Annotated in this window: 18 protein-coding genes, 1 other RNA gene and 2 pseudogenes; 9 read left to right on the plus strand and 12 right to left on the minus strand. The window is 39.5% G+C overall.

The window, feature by feature from the left end:
- The first annotated feature begins 901 nt into the window (after window positions 1–901).
- From S3O_RS0101265 to S3O_RS0101280, 4 genes are all read left to right on the plus strand, one after another.
- A complete protein-coding gene (locus tag S3O_RS0101265; RefSeq protein ID WP_010597242.1) occupies window positions 902–1,318 on the plus strand; it encodes a hypothetical protein in 417 nt (138 codons plus the stop codon).
- Between the two features lie 194 nt (window positions 1,319–1,512).
- Window positions 1,513–1,782, plus strand: coding sequence for a hypothetical protein (locus S3O_RS0101270; protein WP_010597243.1), 270 nt, complete (start codon window positions 1,513–1,515; stop codon window positions 1,780–1,782).
- Window positions 1,783–2,100: 318 nt separating this feature from the next.
- Window positions 2,101–2,403, plus strand: a complete 303-nt coding sequence (locus S3O_RS0101275) for a hypothetical protein (RefSeq protein WP_010597244.1) — start codon at window positions 2,101–2,103, stop codon at window positions 2,401–2,403.
- 349 nt (window positions 2,404–2,752) lie between these two features.
- Window positions 2,753–3,226 carry a hypothetical protein gene (locus S3O_RS0101280; protein WP_156792670.1) on the plus strand — a complete coding sequence of 158 codons (474 nt, stop codon included), beginning with the start codon at window positions 2,753–2,755 and terminating at the stop codon, window positions 3,224–3,226.
- Window positions 3,227–3,405: 179 nt separating this feature from the next.
- Here the strand turns inward: S3O_RS0101280 and S3O_RS0101285 are convergent, their stop codons facing one another.
- The 5 genes and pseudogenes from S3O_RS0101285 to rnpB all read right to left on the minus strand — a co-directional run bounded on the left by S3O_RS0101285 (window position 3,406) and on the right by rnpB (window position 7,595).
- On the minus strand, window positions 3,406–5,127 hold the full coding sequence (locus S3O_RS0101285; protein ID WP_010597246.1) for a peptidoglycan D,D-transpeptidase FtsI family protein: 1,722 nt from the start codon (window positions 5,125–5,127) through the stop codon (window positions 3,406–3,408).
- Between the two features lie 9 nt (window positions 5,128–5,136).
- A complete protein-coding gene (gene ftsL, locus S3O_RS10500) occupies window positions 5,137–5,376 on the minus strand; it encodes a cell division protein FtsL (RefSeq protein WP_192805843.1) in 240 nt (79 codons plus the stop codon).
- 99 nt (window positions 5,377–5,475) lie between these two features.
- Window positions 5,476–6,414 (minus strand): 16S rRNA (cytosine(1402)-N(4))-methyltransferase RsmH, encoded by a 939-nt coding sequence (gene rsmH / locus S3O_RS0101295; protein ID WP_010597248.1) that lies wholly within the window; start codon window positions 6,412–6,414, stop codon window positions 5,476–5,478.
- Window positions 6,415–6,869 (minus strand): annotated as a pseudogene (gene mraZ / locus S3O_RS13135) (division/cell wall cluster transcriptional repressor MraZ).
- A gap of 288 nt (window positions 6,870–7,157) precedes the next feature.
- An RNA gene (rnpB, locus tag S3O_RS15505) (RNase P RNA component class A) lies at window positions 7,158–7,595 on the minus strand.
- Window positions 7,596–7,725: 130 nt separating this feature from the next.
- Between rnpB and S3O_RS10510 the strand changes: the two are divergent.
- A pseudogene (locus S3O_RS10510) lies at window positions 7,726–8,813 on the plus strand (anhydro-N-acetylmuramic acid kinase).
- Between the two features lie 49 nt (window positions 8,814–8,862).
- On the opposite strand, the gene erpA reads toward S3O_RS10510, so the two are convergent.
- The 6 genes from erpA to S3O_RS19340 form a co-directional block, all read right to left on the minus strand.
- Window positions 8,863–9,255: an iron-sulfur cluster insertion protein ErpA gene (gene erpA / locus S3O_RS0101310; RefSeq protein ID WP_010597252.1), complete on the minus strand. Its 393-nt coding sequence runs from the start codon at window positions 9,253–9,255 to the stop codon at window positions 8,863–8,865.
- Between the two features lie 194 nt (window positions 9,256–9,449).
- Complete coding sequence (locus S3O_RS0101315) at window positions 9,450–9,902, minus strand: protein YgfX (RefSeq protein WP_010597253.1); 453 nt, start codon at window positions 9,900–9,902, stop codon at window positions 9,450–9,452.
- On the minus strand, window positions 9,899–10,117 hold the full coding sequence (locus tag S3O_RS0101320) for an FAD assembly factor SdhE (RefSeq protein ID WP_010597254.1): 219 nt from the start codon (window positions 10,115–10,117) through the stop codon (window positions 9,899–9,901). Before S3O_RS0101320 ends, S3O_RS0101315 begins: the two co-directional genes overlap by 4 nt.
- Window positions 10,118–10,157: 40 nt before the next feature.
- A complete protein-coding gene (locus tag S3O_RS0101325; protein ID WP_010597255.1) occupies window positions 10,158–10,679 on the minus strand; it encodes a hypothetical protein in 522 nt (173 codons plus the stop codon).
- Between the two features lie 113 nt (window positions 10,680–10,792).
- Entirely contained in the window at window positions 10,793–10,882 is a 90-nt protein-coding gene (locus S3O_RS16920) for a cytochrome c maturation protein CcmE domain-containing protein (RefSeq protein ID WP_192805844.1), read from the minus strand.
- Between the two features lie 178 nt (window positions 10,883–11,060).
- A complete protein-coding gene (locus tag S3O_RS19340; RefSeq protein WP_268869397.1) occupies window positions 11,061–11,192 on the minus strand; it encodes a hypothetical protein in 132 nt (43 codons plus the stop codon).
- 593 nt (window positions 11,193–11,785) lie between these two features.
- Between S3O_RS19340 and S3O_RS0101330 the strand changes: the two genes are divergently transcribed.
- Entirely contained in the window at window positions 11,786–12,814 is a 1,029-nt protein-coding gene (locus S3O_RS0101330) for a hypothetical protein (RefSeq protein WP_156792672.1), read from the plus strand.
- Between the two features lie 192 nt (window positions 12,815–13,006).
- Here S3O_RS0101330 and S3O_RS0101335 read toward each other — a convergent pair whose 3' ends face one another.
- The gene (locus tag S3O_RS0101335; RefSeq protein WP_010597257.1) at window positions 13,007–14,077 is read right to left on the minus strand and encodes a GMP reductase; all 1,071 of its coding nucleotides are present in this window, start codon (window positions 14,075–14,077) and stop codon (window positions 13,007–13,009) included.
- 116 nt (window positions 14,078–14,193) lie between these two features.
- On the opposite strand from S3O_RS0101335, the gene polA reads away from it, so the two are divergent.
- The 3 genes from polA (at window position 14,194) to hflX (ending at window position 18,506) form a co-directional block, all read left to right on the plus strand.
- Window positions 14,194–16,899 carry a DNA polymerase I gene (gene polA / locus S3O_RS0101340; protein ID WP_010597258.1) on the plus strand — a complete coding sequence of 902 codons (2,706 nt, stop codon included), beginning with the start codon at window positions 14,194–14,196 and terminating at the stop codon, window positions 16,897–16,899.
- 217 nt (window positions 16,900–17,116) lie between these two features.
- The gene (gene hfq / locus S3O_RS0101345; RefSeq protein ID WP_010597259.1) at window positions 17,117–17,395 is read left to right on the plus strand and encodes an RNA chaperone Hfq; all 279 of its coding nucleotides are present in this window, start codon (window positions 17,117–17,119) and stop codon (window positions 17,393–17,395) included.
- Window positions 17,388–18,506: a ribosome rescue GTPase HflX gene (hflX, locus tag S3O_RS0101350; protein WP_010597260.1), complete on the plus strand. Its 1,119-nt coding sequence runs from the start codon at window positions 17,388–17,390 to the stop codon at window positions 18,504–18,506. The genes hfq and hflX overlap by 8 nt, the downstream gene beginning before the upstream one ends.
- The last annotated feature ends 215 nt before the right edge of the window (window positions 18,507–18,721 follow it).

Consider the following 18,721-nt stretch of genomic DNA (forward strand, 5'->3'; position numbering starts at 1 on the left):
AGCAAATTACACTCTTTTGGTTGCAGCCGCTCAATCTAAACGTACTTGCGTTTAAATTTAATACTCAAAAATAGCTATTTTTTCAAAAATCGGAGAAATAGCTATTTATTCGATTAGATTGATCTTTTAAGTTTCATACTTTTGAACAATAAAATAAGTTATAAGGAACCGTTGATCCCAGGAGATGACGCTTCTCACGAACAATTTTGGCCATCTCCTTGATGAGAAAAAGCACAAAAACTATCCGAACAAGTGAACGTATACCACTTAACTAAAACCCAAATATAGCTCATCGAACGATTAGCCAACATTTCTCCTCGATGTATAGTCTTCATAATATAATAAAAACAAATAAGTAATTACCGTAGCCACCCAGATTTAAGCGTTATTCTGAAAACTCCTAAAACGATTTCTTTTTCCCAGTGGATTATCAAACTGTTCAGAGTCTAGCAAACAACTTGATAACCAAAAAGTCTACTATTAGATTAATTTTTAACAGTGCCTTTTCTTTCCGTCCACCGATAACCTTATTAATAATTTTTTAAGGTTCCGCTGTTATAAATCAATTAAATTAATAACCAAAATAATAATAAATAAATTTATTAAAATTAGAAAGTTTATTCAATCCAATATGGATCGTTGGCAAACCAGTATCAATACGTATCTGAAGGCAATAAGCGAACACACAGCTTATTCAGCTTTTTTAACAAACTAATTAGAGCTACATGATCTTAATAAATTCATAAATCGTCTTCCACCTAAGCTCTCCAATGCAGAGCTAAAAAACACGTGATAAACATAACTCAAAAAATTGATGAAGTTTCCTCAAAATTAAATGACCAAATGTCAAAGCTATTACAAGATTTTACTCAAGCCTTGTTAACAGAAAAAGAGAAGGGACTTGAAAGCTTCTCATCGAAGATTAGAGATACCTATCTCGCTAGCAGAAATTAAATCTACTATTGAATTCGCTCAAACACATGCGAATAAAATAATAAGTAGTAATCTCCCAACAGAAGAAACGATTAAAAAGCTTAGTGAGGAATTAAGCAATGAGTTTTATATAGCGAGATTTATTACATCCTTTAAATCATTTCAATCTATTTATCAGGCTAATCAAGAACAACGAGCGGATATTGAGGCTCGATTTACACAACTTGAATCACATTGCCCCCGTTGTGAAGAGTTAAAATCGCTTATTTCTGAATGGCGCATAGAATTAGACAAATTACAATCCAATACTTTTCAAGATCACACTCTAGATAACACTAGCGAGCTAAGTGAGCAGCTGGGAAAATTTAAAGATAAACTAGAATGAGGTAATTATTTTCAAAAAGCGAAAGAAACTATACTCAGTTATTTAACTTCGTGGGAAGGAAAGGTAATAAGTATAATCAATGGACACAAAAAACCTATCCAACAACTTGCTGCCAGGACGGGTAATAATCCTTCAGATACCATACGTCAGCTTTATAAAAAATAGAAGCGTGAATGCTGTGAAATACAAGAATTATGGAAAAAACCATAAAAGATAACTATTTAAAACAGCAATTACTTAGTGAAATGTTAGCGCTCAAAAAAAATATTTTAGAAAAAAATAATGATAACTATACAACAAGATATGAATTAGAAGAATATGAGCTTGTAGATGAGATTTTAAAGGGGAATATTAATCAGAATTTTGAAACAAAAATAAATAATTTGTTTGCTAAAGATCCTACCTTAAAAAGGTTAATTTATAAATTCTTTTTTATGTTAAGAACAACCGATTCTGATGAATAAAAAATTGACTACTTTAAAAACTTAACTCAGTTTCTTTAAATAAAAGAAGTTCCACCGAACGAGGCGGGCGCTTCATTTGAGAAAACATTTAAAAAGGCTATAACTAAAATCTTCTTAGAAGATTGGGAACACCCCGATTGTACACTTAAAGAAGTTAGTGAGCTGCTTAGGTTTAAGGAAAATGCTGGGAATTTACTACTGTTAGTACCTGAAAAAATAAAATTGGCTCAATGACTTAAAAAAATTATTGACGCTTTTGAAAAAAATAAGCTAGATCTAGGGAAAGAAAAAAGTAGATATGTATCTACTTTTTTCTTAATGCCAGGTGACAGTAAGCAGCAAGCCGTTGAGCAGTTAAAGAAACGGGTGAATAAATTGCCGCTAAACATAACGCCAGAAGAATTAGAAAGAAAATTTGATAGATGGGAAAAGGATTATGGCAACATAATAGATAAAGAACGATACAAACCTGGCATAAAGACGTTAATGAATATTTTTCATTGTATTCAAAAGCTTTTTAGCGATAAAGAGACTACTTTTAAAACACGAATGTTCGTCAATCATATTGAAAAACAAACTCATGTTGAGCAAACTACCCATACTATTTCAATGAGGAGATGAACATAGTAAAAAGCTAACATTCACTTCAGAATAACATGACTATACGGAATGATGATTTACCTGCTTCGTTCATCCACGCACGCTATCACAGGCTCTTCGGTTCCGCATGACTTTTATTTCATTAATTCCAATAAGGAAAGCTTTTCGACGGTGATGGGGCTAAGTAATGAAGACCTCTAGTATATAGGCATTGATAACGAAGAATTATATGAAGAGAAACAAATATGGATAGATTCGATTAATTCAGCGACAGCACAAACAAACAAGCAAGCAAGATCCCGCTCTGCTGTACTAGTAGTAGCCCAAGGTAATACTAAAAATATCTACGGGCCAGTTGTGGAGATATGTGGTGAAGATAAACAAAAAACAATCCATTCTATCAATGATAGCTTATAGAGAAGTTACTGGAAAAATAGCCAACATCAGAAGTTATAAAAATAAGGAAGAATTTTTAGCGGCCACCGAGAATCAAAATTTACCCGAAGACGTTAAACAAGAAGTGTGTAAAGCTGGCTTTCCATTAACAGTTTACACTTTAAAATTTCAATCTAAACAACATCAGAATTTTCAAGCAGAAATCCAAGATCTTATTAAGAATAGAAAATTAAGATATTTAGGTAAAGCGCCTACAAATACAAACTCTACACAACCTAGCCCAACTCCAATGGAGCAAGGAACGTTAACTGCTAAAAGTTCACCCTCATCTTTTTTTGAGCCAATACCTATACCTACACAAATCTTAACCAGGATAGAAGTGAACAAAGCAAAAAAAATTCCATGGCTGATAATTCTCAATCTGACCGTACAAATACGCCTTCCTTAAAAATTCTAAGATTATTCGCATACAAATTCAATATAGGTTAACAGCTACTTTTCTCGATTTTTTGAAAAAAATAGCTGTTTTTTCTTTAATTTATTGTTTAAGGTCTATTTTCCTATTTCTATAGAATTTAACTTAATAAGAAAACCGTTCAGTTTTGATGGATCACTTTAAAAAAGTAGTCAGGAGATTTGATTAAAACTGGTGATATCATCCGGTGGAACATTCAGAAGATGCAACGCATTACGCATCACTTGTGAGAAGATTGGTCCAGCCGTATATCCACCATAATACTTTTTCCCTTTAGGATTATGTAACACCACAGCGACCACCAATCGTGGGCGACTCGCGGGGGCGATACCAATAAAAAAACTATTATAGTGATGTTTTTCATAACCATGTGCGCCGACGATACGTGTTGTACCGGTTTTGCCCGTCACTCGGTAACCGGGAACACGTGCTAAAGGTGCCGTGCCTCCTTTCGCTAAAACCGACTCTAACATATCTAAGATTTGCTGGCAGACTTGTGGTTTGAGTACCGTACGGCCTTGTGGCGGTGCACCTTGCACTTTAAGAAAAGATACCGGGATTTTCACGCCGTGATGTGCTAATATTGCGTAAGCTTGCGCTAATTGTAATGCTGTTACAGAAAGACCGTAACCAAAAGAAAGCGTCGCTAACACAAAGGGATTCCATATTTTATAATGCGGTAATTGACCACTTCGCTCGCCCGGAAAATGACTGTCTGTGATCTGACCAAACCCCACCGCGTGCAACGTTTGCCATAAATTATCCGGGGGCAAAGATAACACTAATTTCGACATACCCATATTACTGGAAATCTGTAAAATCTTAGTTAAATCCATCGCCCCATTGTTTTTTTCATCCATGATTCGTTTGCCGGCAACAATCATCCAACCTGGAGAAGTATCAATCTGAGTGTGTGGTGTAAAGCGTCCGCTGGCCAAGACACTGGCCATACTAAAACTTTTTATCGTCGAACCCGGTTCAAATAAGTCGGTCAAAGCCCGATTACGATAACGACCATCTCCTCCTTTTTGCAGTTGAATACAATCATTCGGATTATAAGCAGGCCAATTAACCATCGCTAAGATTTCACCGGTGACAACATCCAAAACAATAATCGATCCCGCATCGGCTTGATAACTGTCTACACCCGACTTTAAGGCTTGGTAAGCGGTGTATTGCAGTTTACGATCCAAACTGATTTGTAAAGGATGGCCTGGCTGTGGAACACGCAGAGGCCCCACTTCGGCCACAACATGTCCGAAACGATCTTTAATCACTTTTTTCGATCCGGGTCGACCCGCTAACCAATCATTGTATGCCAGCTCTAATCCTTCTTGCCCTTGATCGTCAATATTCGTTCGTCCAAGCACATGGGCCATCACCTCGGCTTCGGGATAATAGCGGTGATACTCTTCTTGAAAAAAAAGCCCGGGTATCTTGAGTTTTTTAATCAAGGCCGCTCGTTGTGGGCTTAAGCCCCGTTTTAAATAAAAAAATTCTTTGTTTTTGGCATGTTGGATTTGTTTTTTTAAGGTAGGTATTGATACTTGCAATAAAAGACTTAATACCTGAAGTTGTTCTCGATTGGCTTTGAAAGTATTAGAATCAATCCACACCGCTTTAACAGGAGAACTAATGGCTAAGGGCTCACCTTGTCGATCCAGAATCATACCCCGATGCGCAGGAATTACTTGTTGACGGACGGTTCGCGCGTCACCCTGAGCACGCAAAAATTTTCGATTGATTACAGTCAGATCAATTAATCGCGCGATTAATCCTAAAAGAATTAAACACAGAACACTGACCAAAACACCTAAACGGAATTTAGCCGAAAAGGGAATACGTTTCGTTTTTTTAGTGCGGCGTATTCCCATGAGAACAGATTATTGGTCAGCGAATTCGGTCAGTAAAATCGTATCATTGATTTGTGGCATTTTCATTTTAAGCGATTTTTGCGCTAAAGCCTGAATACGGGCCGGCGCTGCCCAGGTGTTTTCTTCTAACAATAACTGACTCCATTGCACTTTAAGTTGTTGATGCTCTTGTTGATTGGTTTCTAACGTACTATATAAATTACGTTGTGCCGCTTTCACATAAATCACTGATAATGCTGAAGCAAGCACCGCCAAGCTAAGTGGTTTGTCGAGTCAATGTCCATCGCCAAAATTGACTTTTGCCCCAAGTCAGAGCCGTGCCGCGTGAAAAAGATCGAGTTGCTGCATTCATCGTATTTTCTCCGCAACACGTAATACGGCACTTCGACAACGCGGATTTTCATCTATCTTTTGCGCATCGGCTTTGATGCCACGGGTAAGCACTTTCAAACGTGGTTGAAAATGCGCGGGCGTGGTCATAGGTAAACATTTCAACGCATTGGGTTCACACGCCTGTTCACGTATAAACTGTTTCACAATACGATCTTCTAATGAGTGAAAACTAATTACGGCCAGGCGCCCCCCCACCGCTAACCCTTCTAAACTTTGTTTTAAAGCCATCGTTAATTCCCCAAATTCGTTATTGATCCAAATACGTATTGCTTGAAACACCCGTGTTGCGGGGTGTTTATGTTTTTCCCAATGCGGATGTGCTTCACTCACGATATCGGCTAACTGCTTAGTCGTAGTAATCGACGTTTCGTTCCGTAAGTGAGCAATCGCCCGCGCAATACGTTTTGCGTAGCGTTCTTCTCCATATTCTTTAAAAATTCGTACCATATCCTCTTCACGTACCGTTTGTATCCATTCGGCCGCACTGATGCCGGAACGTGGATCCATCCGCATATCTAACGGACCGTCGCGTAAAAAACTAAAGCCTCGTTCCGCTTGATCCAATTGGGGCGAGGAAACCCCTAAATCAAACAATATTCCGTTAATTTTTTCTTTTATCTCTTTCTCTTTTATCACCGCTGCGATGCACGTGAATGAACCATCATGTACTTCGACGCGCAGATCTTGTACCGCCAACTGCTGAGCGCTGGCTATGGCAGCAGGATCTTTATCTATCACCAACAAACGCCCGTGTGATCCTAATTTCTGCAACAGCGAACGACTATGCCCTCCACGACCAAACGTCGCATCCACATAAATTCCTTGTGGATTGATCGCCAGATACTGAATAACTTCGTCCAAAAAAACGGGCTGATGTTGTTCTTGTTTTTTCATTTATAAAGCCAACGTCTGTAACTCATCGGGCAAATCGCCCGGTTGGGTGGTTTCAGCGAGCCATTGTGTTCGGTAAGCCTGCCACTCTCCTGCGCTCCACAACTCAATTTTCTTTCCTTGGCCGACAATACGAAGTTCCTTTTCCAAATGTGCATACTCTCTTAAGAGCGCAGGCAATAAAATACGGCCATATCCAATTCAATTTCTGTGGCATGACCTATCAGCAAACGCTGGACACGTCGAGCTGCAGGATTAAAACTCGGTAAAGCTTGTATTTTTTGTTCAATCATTGCCCATTCCTGGGCAGGATAAAGTAGTAAACACGGCGAGTCGGTATCAATCGTCACCACCAAAGGTGGGCACTCTATCGCCGAAGTCAGTAATTGTCGATAGCGGGCCGGTAATTTAATTCGGCCTTTGGCATCGATCAGTACTGAGTTTATGCCACGAAACATTTTTTATCCCATTTTTCCCACATCTAGCCACTTTTCCCACTTAATTACACTATAGAAATTAAAAATGCTTCTTGTCAAGCTGCGTTCGATATTTATTCAATTTAATTTTATCTTAAAAAATTATCAGAAATATAAATATATATTAACGATTCGATCAATTATCAATCACCGAGACAAAATGGAAAAAGTTAGAAGTAAACTTGAACGAGCGTAAAATCTACGCAATACAAGATCAAATAAAAAACATGCTCTCTTTTTTTTAAATGAAGAATCGCATCTTAATAAAGAAAAGAGAGTTAACCGATAAGCCGGGTTCTGTCGTGGACAGTCATTCATCTAGGATATACGTCACCTTATACCTCAAGCGACCTACCCGAATCCAGCGCGGGCCACGCAATTAGGATTCCTATTTGGTCTTGCTCCAAGCGGGGTTTGCCCTGCCATGCCTGTTACCAGTCATGCGGTGCGCTTTTACCGCACCTTTTCACCCTTACCCTAAAAAAGATTAAAACCTATTTTTTAAGGCGGTTTATTTTCTGTGGCACTTTCCGTAGGCTTAAACCTCCCAGGGATTACCTGGCGCTTTGCCCTAAGGAGCCCGGACTTTCCTCTGCAATGTATCCCCTGAAAATTATTGTTTTTATCAGGATAGCGCTCAAAATGAGTACTAAGATAAAAGACAATAGGTTCCAAAAACTTGATTACAGCGACTGCCTAGCTAACTCTCAAGCCTAAGCGTACTATTTTTTGAGGTCCCATTGCAATAGAATAATGCGCACTGAACTTACTTTATTTATTGGCCTTAAGGCATCACACAATGAAAAAACTCTACATTGGCTTAATGTCTGGAACCAGTATGGATGCCATCGATGCCGCCTTGGTCGATTTTTCTAATCCAAGTCCACAGCTCTGCGTCACACATAAAATGCCGATCCCCATGCAATTAAAAACTGAATTAACTCACTTGTGTGCGGCAAATACTTCGACAGTGATCGATTTTGCAGAATTAGATGTCCGGATGGGACAATTATTTACTCAGTCCGTACAAGCATTATTAGCAAAAACGTCTTACTCAAGCGACGAAATCTTAGCAATTGGTAGTCATGGTCAAACCATATTTCATGCCCCACAACGGGATTATCCTTTTACTTTACAAATTGGTGACCCAAATATTATTGCTGAAGGAACAGGGATTACCACCGTCGCCGATTTTCGACGACGTGATATGGCGGCAGGTGGCCAAGGTGCACCGCTCACCCCGGCGTTTCATAATATGGTTTTTCGTAGTCAAGAGGAAGACCGGCTGATTCTCAATCTCGGTGGTATTGCAAATATCACTTATTTGCCTGCGAATCCAGCACAACTCGTTCTCGGTTTCGATACAGGACCGGCTAATATGCTTTTGGATCAGTGGGCAGAACAACATTTGGGAACCCGTTTCGATGACCAAGGTCAGTGGGCAGCCAGCCAACCGTTCAATCCAGATTTGCTAGAACAATTTTTAACCGAAGATTATTTTCAAACGCCACCCCCTAAAAGTACGGGTCGAGAACAATTTAATTTGGAGTGGCTTAATAAACAACTTAACACCCAGCCGCATACCTCTCATCCGGCAAGTATTCAGGCTACCTTATGCGAACTCACTGCAAAAAGTGTCGCCTTAGCTTTGCAATGGCTACCTCGTCCATTCCAAGGTTCGATTTTTGTTTGTGGTGGCGGAGTTTATAATACTCATCTGATGCAGCGCTTGAGCGCACATTGCCAACCACATGCCGTGATACCTTGTGATCAGTTGGGCATTCCCGCAGAATGGACAAACAAACACTCGAAGGAAAGCCAGGTAACCTCCCGGACGTAACGGGCGCCAAACAGGCTACCGTGCTCGGTGGCATTTATCCTAAATCGGGAGCCGGTTTTACTTTTTACTCAGACACCATCACGTAACGTCTTAAATCAACCATTTCGCAGAAGCAACGACTCATGATCAAGGGTATTAAGCGGAAAAAGAAGATCCACAACCACATGTTGTTTTTGCGTTGGGATTACGGATGATAAATTGTTCGCCACTTAAGTCTGACTTATAATCGATTTCAGCCCCGGTTAAATAAATGAGACTCATCGGATCAATCACAAAAAGTACTTCACTGGTTTCTGTCTCAGACTCTGGAGTGGAAAGTGTATAACGAATAACTGTATCGTCCTCTTTTGGGTCTTCTTCATCAAAAGTAAAACCATATTGGAACCCCGAACACCCTCCTCCGGTAATGAAAACCCGGAGCTTAAGTTGGGAGTTTCCCTCTTCTTGAATCAATGACCAGACTTTATACGCCGCCGCGTGGGTGACGGTAACCTTCGATTGAGATACGTTTTGTTTTAGTTCAGACATAGACGATTGACCCCAAACAGTGAGGTAATATAAATTTCATTGGACCTAATCATACACTATTTTTCGTTGTTAAACGGCTTTTTGATTTGTTTTGGGGAAAATAGGGCTTAATATTTAGGTAGGGTTTTGTATTTTTGTTCTTTAAATACATTATTTTTGTTATGGGATAAATAATAAGCTAAGAAAAAACTGACTTATAGCACATCATTGACTCCACCCAGCATCCGCAACTGCCTACAGAGTGATTTAAAAGCCTGATTCTGAAGACTATCGCTTAAAATAAAAAGTGAATAAGATTGCGTCCTGCCGATACTGGAAGGCAAACTCTGAAAATGAAGAATCACTACATGACGGGTACAGCGTGTTTTAGACAATAACCTGGCCATTTGCTGCTGTTGTAAGCGGTTTGTCAGTTGCCATACACCTGCTTTTTTCAAACAAAACGCAACCAGCGCCTGTGCGTCTTTTCGGAAAACGTGGTGTTGAAATTGTTGATGGCAATAAACCAACATCGACACGGTCAATATCACTTTTATCCAGCCAGACCACGGCAACATCAAGATACAAATTAGCGAGAGGACCGTAAGTGAGAAGAAAGCCGTGCTTAATCGATAAGAAGGCGTCAGATGATAAACTTGACCTATCATCGACGAACCTGGTCAATCATCTTTTGCAAGAGGGGATCATGAACGTTCTCGCGCTTGATAAGCCATCGATACAAATCTTGGTCAGAATACGTCAATAATGTCTCGAACGTGATTTGGTTTTGTGGATCTAATTGGAAATACTGTTGCTCTAAAAAGGCTAACAAAATAATATCTAATTCAAGCATGCCACGTAAACGGTTTAATTTATCCTGCATAAAAATAGACGCCTTTTATTCATCTTATTCAACGAGGATATCATGGATTGCGCATTTGTCGACCATCCGCAAGCACCGCATAACCCGCCGCATGTGGCGCTCGATCAGTATAAAGCGGTAGAAAATAATGAAGGTAATCCGCATCAAAAAATAAGGTACGAATCTGTAATTCTGCTAAAGACACATAATGCGCACGTAAACCCACCACTTTTTTCTGTAAAAATAAGACTTCTATTTGTGGATATAACGGGTCCGAAACAATAATACTATTTTTATGACTTTGTTGTAACTGCTCGAAAATATGTTTGGTTTCTAGGATATCTTCACGATGTTCTTGGGGTGCCTTTTCGGCATGAATTACTAAAAATCCAGTTGACTCCGGTAAAAACCGTGATAGCGATTGATGAGTTTTGACTTCTAAATCAATGACTAATACGCGTTGTAAGCGACTTGAACCTAAAAAAGAAATTTCTTCATTCGTCAGATAACGGTCCAGTAACAGGTAAATGCCCATTGCTATCAGGAATACAAAAAAAGCGGCGGCTATTTTCAGTTTCTTCATAAACGTGGCATCCTTTTCTGTTGCCTAACCGACGTTGTCACCGTTCAGGCGAATAGTTATCAATTAAAACCCGCTTTACATCACCGCTAAAACACGATATTAAAAATATTCTTTTAACTCGGTGGCTGATACCGCTGCCCATGTTTAGCAAGTACCTGGCGTGCATGGGCCATACCCTGTTGATCGAAAACACCTTCCACCACCATCGTCCCTCACGAAATAAATCAGGTAAAATATCTCAAAATTCAATTTGACATTGATGTTGCGCATCTTCTGCGACAAAGGCCGTATGCAAATTCCCTTCTAGAAAACGTAAACTACCTGGCTAAACTTGTCCACCTAAACGAAAAAAATGAGTGGATCGTCCAACCATAGATTGGGTCACAAGTTGCGTCGAGGTATAAAAAAGATGATATTTTGGCGTAACGCATACAACGCTAAGAACACAACGCTAAAGGACACACTTAACACAAACAGTAAAAGTCCAAAGCGTCGTTTATGAATCGCGTTCATCGCTTGTTAACCTCCGCTGTTTTTTCTATCGCCGATAGCCATTTTTTGATTTTCCTTTATTCTAAGCCCCTGTCAACGAAATGATCCACTTTCTCGCAAGATGACTGTTGTAATGGGGTCGTTACATTGTTTGTTCTAACTATTGTGCTCAGCCTCATTCTCTCGCAATAGTTAGGTAAATTTTTGCTTAAGTTAAAAAATCCCTAGCTTAGATACACCTTCGTAGTTTATATCATACAGCAAACTTGCAAATTGTTTAGATATCTAGAGTTTTTTTGCTTTTTGGAGAGTACTCGCGTTTATTAACGCGAACATATCTTTATGATAAATCTTTTTTTTGAATAATTTTTAGGAAATCTGTTTTTTAGTCAGTTTAACGGGAATAAAACCTTTTTTAGTGATGAGATAAAGATAAAACACGTGTAATACACTAAAAACTTTTATTTTTTATCTTTTAGGTATATAATATTTTTTTTAGATAAAAATAATAACGATATACTATGCCAAGTAACCTAGCAGAAAAAGAGCAAGCGCAGTTAGAACAACAATTTACTCAACGCATTGCATGGTGGTCAATGAAGCGGTGGTGTGATGTGATTTATATTCCTTCACCGTCGAAAGGTGTATCTTTATTAACATGTGATGTGAAGGACTTAACATCTGTAACGTTATTTAATTTAACTCCTGCACAATTAGAAGCCAAGATCCAAATATATAAGGAAAAACCGGTTTGGCGCCGTTGGTTACAACGTTGCTTCCGTCCCATCTCTCAGCAAATTGAAGCGCTGTCGTATTATAAAAAATGTTTAAATTTTCGAGATGAATATTTGTCAGAACAAAACTTATCCCTAAAAATATCGACTCTTGCAGAACAGCCTAGTGATACACAACCATCGGCAACCATCGCTGTCAGTACGACAAAAACCTTATGTGAAAAAAAAATAAAAGAGATAGAAGAATGGATGGAAAAATCAAGGAATGATTTAAAAACAAAGATTTTTCAGGATAACAGTGAGAAAGCGCTTATATTCAATAATTTTTTTGAACAAAAGCTAATAGAATTTAATAATCTTTTTATTGAACCTTTGCTGGATTCAGTAGATTGGGCACAAAAAAATGAGGAAGAGAAAGAAGAATTATCAAAAACTATCATTAAAATTTATAGAAAAGGAAACTTGTTTTTTCATCCAGACAGCAATAGGGATATCATAAGTTCAGCATTAGAAAGCGATCGTGAAAAATTAGAACGTTCCTGGAATAATATTTTTAATCAATCTAAAAAAGATCAGGATTTTACTAAAGATAAATTAATAAAAAAATTTGGCTGTAATCGAAATGAAATAACAAGACTTTTTGAGCAACTTAATGAAAATAGAGAAGCTTTGAATAAAATGATTAAGCAATTAAAAACAGATTTCCAACAATTTAATGAAAAAAGCGAGAAAAAAAGCAAGGAAATAGAGGAAAGAATAAAAAAAAAGAGTTTTACAAGGGAGATGAAACGCTTTCAAAAACAGGAGAAGCTTATCCTTTATATGTCGACACTCGTCGCAATAAGAAATAATCCTGTTATTCAACAATTTTTCAAACGCCCAAAAAATGGAGCACAAATGGAAAATTAATAGCTTGTCCGCTATGCGCAAATTAATACCCATTGTTTACGATAGGTTGAAATCAGGCTAACTTTGTTTAATTTAATGAGTTAGCCTTGATTTTTATCTAAAGACAGTCTCTGTTATCGCCTTTCCCCTTCCTTGCTATGGCAATGCACACACATGTGTATGCATTGCCGCGCAGAATTGAAAAAAAGGTTTTTAAGAAGATTTATCCTGATGCGCTTCATTGACCTGCAACAATGAAAACACTTCGTTGAGTTGTTGCGTCACCCGGACAAACGTCGTCCGTTTTGAAAGCTCTTTCAAACGTTGTGCCCCAACATACGTACACGTCGAACGTAATCCCCCTAAAATATCTAAAATGGTTTTTTCAACGTGGCCACGATAAGGCACATTCACCGAACGCCCTTCGCTGGCTCGATAACTATTCATCCGTCCAAAGTGCTTATGCATTGCCTCTCTCGAGCTCATACCATAAAAACGCATATACCAAGTGCCATTTTCCTGTATTTTTTCACCGGCACATTCTTCATGACCGGCAAACATACCACCGAGCATGACAAAATCAGCACCTGCTGCAAACGCTTTGGCCACATCACCGGGTGAAACACAGCCACCATCCGCACAAAGATGGCCACCTAATCCATGGACCGCATCGGCACATTCAATAATAGCGGAAAGCTGTGGGTAACCCACCCCGGTTTTTAGGCGCGTAGTGCAAACGGAGCCAGGACCAATCCCTACTTTAATGATATCCGCACCCGCTAAAATAAGCTCTTCTGCCATTTCAGCCGTCACGACATTCCCAGCAATCAAGATTTTATTTGGATATTTTTCACGTAGCGCACCGATACAATCCACAAAGCGTTGCGTATAACCATTGGCGACATCAATACAAATAAAAGGCGTCGCAACACGTTGCAAAATTTTGGCTAATAAGGCTTCATCTTCTTTTTTAATACCGGTTGTCGCACAACAATAGGCGCTCGCTTCTGGATTTTCTGCTTGAAACCGCTCCCAATCCTCCAAACGAGCAAATTTATCAATGGCCGTCAGCAGTTGATGCTTAGCTAACTGGTTAGCCATCGCAAAGGTTCCGGTATGATCCATATTCGAAGCGATAATTGGGATACCGTGCCAAGTCAATTGCGAGTGTTTAAAGGTATACTGCCGCGTTAAATCGACATCGGCTCGCGTTTGTAATGTACTGCGTTTAGGTCGAATCAGCACATCTTTAAAATCTAATTTTACTTCTTGCTCAATACGCATTTAGACACCTCATTGATCAATCGAAATCGCCTTTCTCGCCTAAGCGCCCCCTCCTTGGCAGGGAGGGGGCGTATGGTATCATATCCCTCTTGCTTAGACACGGGTTAAAGGCGCTAATGAAAAAAAAACCACTTATTTTAGTTGATGGATCTTCTTATTTATATCGAGCCTACCATGCACTCCCACCCCTGAACAACTCACAAGGTCAACCCACTGGTGCCATTTACGGAGTGGTGAATATGTTACGTAAGCTACTCAAAAGCTATACGCCAGAATATTTAGCCATTGTCTTTGATTCGAAGGAAAAAACATTTCGTCACTCTCTTTGTGAAGACTATAAAGCCAATCGTCCGACCATGCCTGAAGAACTCCAACAACAAATCGAACCTCTTTATGCGATCATTGATGCAATGGGTTTACCACGCTTTTTGCAACCCGGTGTTGAAGCCGATGATATTATTGCAACCCTTGCTGAAAAGCTGGTTTCGGCCGATCAACCTATCTTAATTTCGTCTGGAGATAAAGACTTTGCTCAGTTAGTCAACGCACATATCATCTTAGTCAATACGATGTCTGAAACTTACCTGGATGAGCAGGGTGTTCTTGCTAAATTTGGTGTCACACCCGAACAAATCATCGATTACTTAGCCCTAGTAGGCGATACTTCGGATAATGTCGCCGGTGTACCCGGGGTCGGTCCTAAAACTGCAGCAAAATGGTTACAACACTACGGAAGTTTAAGTAATTTAGTCGCACACGCGGCAGACATTCCAGGAAAAATCGGCGAAAAACTCAGAGCACATCTTGATCAACTTTCTTTAGCGCAGCGTTTAGTAACAATTAAACGAGATGTCGACTTACCGATAAAACTTGCCGATCTCCGTGCGCAATCTCCAAACTGGCCAGTGCTCAAATCCTGGTTTGAAAAATTGGAATTTAAAACCTGGCTAAAAGAATGTGATGCGCACGATACAACCGTCAAAACAACCGTATCTGAAACCACGACGGCTCAGACAACGTTATATCAAACGTTACTGAACAAAACAGAATTTACCGATTGGTTAACCATTTTAAAAAAAGCATCGCGATGGGCTTTAGACACAGAAACCACTGATTTAGATAGTATGAAAGCCGAACTGGTTGGTTTATCGTTTGCCATTGAAGCAAACAAAGCCGTCTATATTCCTCTGGCCCATGACTATCCCGAAGCACCTAAGCAATTACCCAAAGCCTGGGTTTTAGCACAATTAAAGCCATTACTAGAAAACCCCACCTTACAAAAAATAGGTCATCATCTTAAATATGATATGAACGTCCTCGCTAATCAAGGAATCACCTTACAGGGCATTGCGTTTGATACGTTACTTGAATCCTATTTACTTGATAGTGCCAGTAACCAGCATAGTTTAGATAATGCGGCTTGGAAACACCTTGCGTATAAAACCACGTCATTTACTGATATTGCCGGCAAAGGCGTAAAACAAAAAACATTCAATCAAATTCCTCTGGATATCGCCAGTAAATATGCCGCAGAAGATAGCGACATTACCTTGCAATTACATCAGCAACTGTGGCCACAACTCCAGCAATTACCGCAATTGGCCGAATTATTCACTGAGATTGAAATGCCTTTAATTTCAGTACTCTCGCGGATTGAACGCCGTGGCGTGCTGATCAATACGCAATTACTGCATCAACAAAGTGTCGATCTCGCGCAACGGATTGATCAACTTGAAAAGCAAGCCTATCTGTTCGCTGGAAAAACATTTAATTTAAACTCACCCAAACAACTACAAAGTCTGTTATTTGAAGAGAAAAATTTACCTGTTCTAGAAAAAACACCCACAGGACAACCGTCCACTTCGGAAAATGTTTTACAATTATTGGCCCCTTCCTCACCCTTCGTACAGGTAATTCTCGATTATCGACGTTTAACTAAATTAAAATCAACTTACGTTGATAAACTCCCGCAACAAATTAATCCAAAAACCGGTCGTATTCATACTTCGTATCATCAAGCCGCTGTCGTAACCGGTCGCCTCTCTTCTTCGGATCCGAACTTACAAAACATTCCTATTCGTCATGAAGAAGGGCGTAAAATTCGAAAAGCGTTTATTGCCGCGCCCGGCTATCGACTCATTGCCGCCGATTATTCACAAATTGAATTACGGATTATGGCACATTTCTCGCAAGACGCAGGGCTACTCCACGCTTTTCAGCAAAACTTAGATATTCACCAAGCCACCGCGTCTGAAATTTTCAAAACGCCATTAGATGCCGTCACAACAGAGCAACGTCGTTGTGCCAAAGCCGTTAATTTTGGCCTCATTTATGGGATGTCCGCTTTCGGCTTAGCGCGGCAATTAGGAATTGATCGCACTGAAGCCAAAGCCTATATTGATCGTTATTTTAAGCGTTATCCCGGCGTGAAAGCGTATATGGAGCGAACACGACAAGAAGCCAAAGCCCAAGGTTATGTAACCACTTTATTTGGACGCCGTTTACACTTGCCTCATATTCTCTCGCAACAAACCTTACAACAAAAAGCCAGTGAACGTGCTGCAATTAATGCACCGTTACAAGGTAGCGCGGCCGATATTATCAAAAAAGCAATGATTGCAACGGATCAATGCTTACGTAGTCAAAAACTCGATGCCACGATTATCATGCAAGTTCATGACGAACTGGTCATCGAAGCCGAAGCTTCCCAAGTTCCTCAGATACGCCACCAGCTTGAACAGTGTATGATCCATGCCGCTACGCTGTGTGTCCCGCTGGTTGTTGACATCGGATGCGGGTTAAACTGGGATGAAGCGCATTAAAGTCCAGAAAAAACTCTATTTATGAAAATTTTGATAATTATCTGATTTTTAATATCATTTTAAGATAGAGTTATTTTTGACTAAGTTCATACCAAGGACTATGCCCTGTGTCTTTCCCATGCTAAACTTACAGGACTTGGTTATAAGCCAAATAAATTTAATACCAAGGTTTTTTAAGATTATATTTATATTTAAAATTTGCAGGGAGAAGCTACCTATGTCTAAAGGGCAACTACAAGATCCTTTTCTAAACAAACTACGTAAAGAAAAAGTTCCCGTGGCCATTTATCTTGTCAATGGAATCAAACTACAGGGCTTAGTAGAATCTTTTGATCAATTTGTAGTATTGTTAAAAAATTCCGTTAGTCAAATGGTCTATAAACATGCGATCTCGACGGTGGTACCGGCGCGTAATGTTGAGCTCTCTGACATCAAAGCGGACGGAGACAGTGAAACACAAAGTCATCATGAGGAATTAGAAACACTGAATGTTTGAACGTCCGCAGAGTAATGAGCTAGCCGTATTGGTGCATCTTCATTTTGCTAAAAATGAAGATCGCGAAGTCATCGAGGAATTCAAAGAGCTAGCTCTGGCTGCGGGTGCCTTACCGCAATGTTTGATTACTGGTAAACAAATTAAACCGTCTGCCCACTATTTTGTCGGCCTGGGTAAAGTAGAAGAAATACAAGCTGCTTTGACGACCCATCAAGCTAAACTTGTCCTGTTTAATCATAATTTATCGCCTTCCCAAGAACGCAATTTAGAAAAACGTCTACAATGCCGTGTATTGGGGCGTATTGGTTTAATTTTAGATATTTTCGCGCAACGTGCGCACAGTTTTGAAGGGAAACTGCAAGTTAAACTTGCACAACTGCATCATACTGCGACTCGCTTAGTTCGCGGTTGGACCCATTTAGAACGCCAACGTGGTGGCATTGGTCTACGTGGCCCGGGTGAAACCCAGCTTGAAACCGATAAACGTTTAATTCAACAACAAATTAAAATAATAAAAAAGCGCTTGGATAAGGTGCAAAAACAACGTGCGCAAAGTCAACGTGCACGTAGAAAGTCACAACTACGCCATATTTCGTTAATTGGTTATACCAATACTGGAAAATCAACGCTATTTAATGCACTCACCGGCGCAGAGGTTTTTGCTGCGGACCAACCGTTCGCAACCCTCGATCCGAGTATCCGTCGCTTACGCACGATAGATGGAAAAATGGTTGTTCTTGCCGATACGGTTGGCTTTATTCGTCAACTGCCCCACCATTTAGTTGAAGCGTTTAGTGCAACACTCGAAGAAACACAACAAGCGGATCTACTCTTACATGTGGTCGATGCAACACGGCAGGATAAAATGGATCGTGAAAAAGAAGTGAATAAGGTGTTACAACAAATCCAGGCTGAAAAAATTCCTCAATTATTTGTTTATAACAAAATTGATTTACTATTAGCCCCCGCCTTACCTCACTTAGAACGTAATCGTTTTGGCCTACCACACCGCGTATGGTTATCGGCTCATCAAAAACAAGGTTTTGATTTATTACACCAAGCCATTACCGAGCTTTTATTTACCCAAAACCCGAAGAAACGTTTGATATAGAATCATTAGACTCGTAATCTAAATAAATTTATAAATATTTTCTCTTCTCATTGCCAAGCAATTACCATTTAACAAACACTTTCTTTTTGAAAAGCTATTAAACAGCGTATAAATTAGAGATAGGGTTTCGTAAAAAAGGAACCTAACATTAAAAAAATACTGTAAAAATAAAGAAGTTAAGAGAGTTCTTTTCTTAACTATTAACAATAAAATAA

This window comes from Rickettsiella massiliensis 20B (assembly GCF_000257395.1).
Lineage (GTDB): Bacteria > Pseudomonadota > Gammaproteobacteria > Diplorickettsiales > Diplorickettsiaceae > Diplorickettsia > Diplorickettsia massiliensis.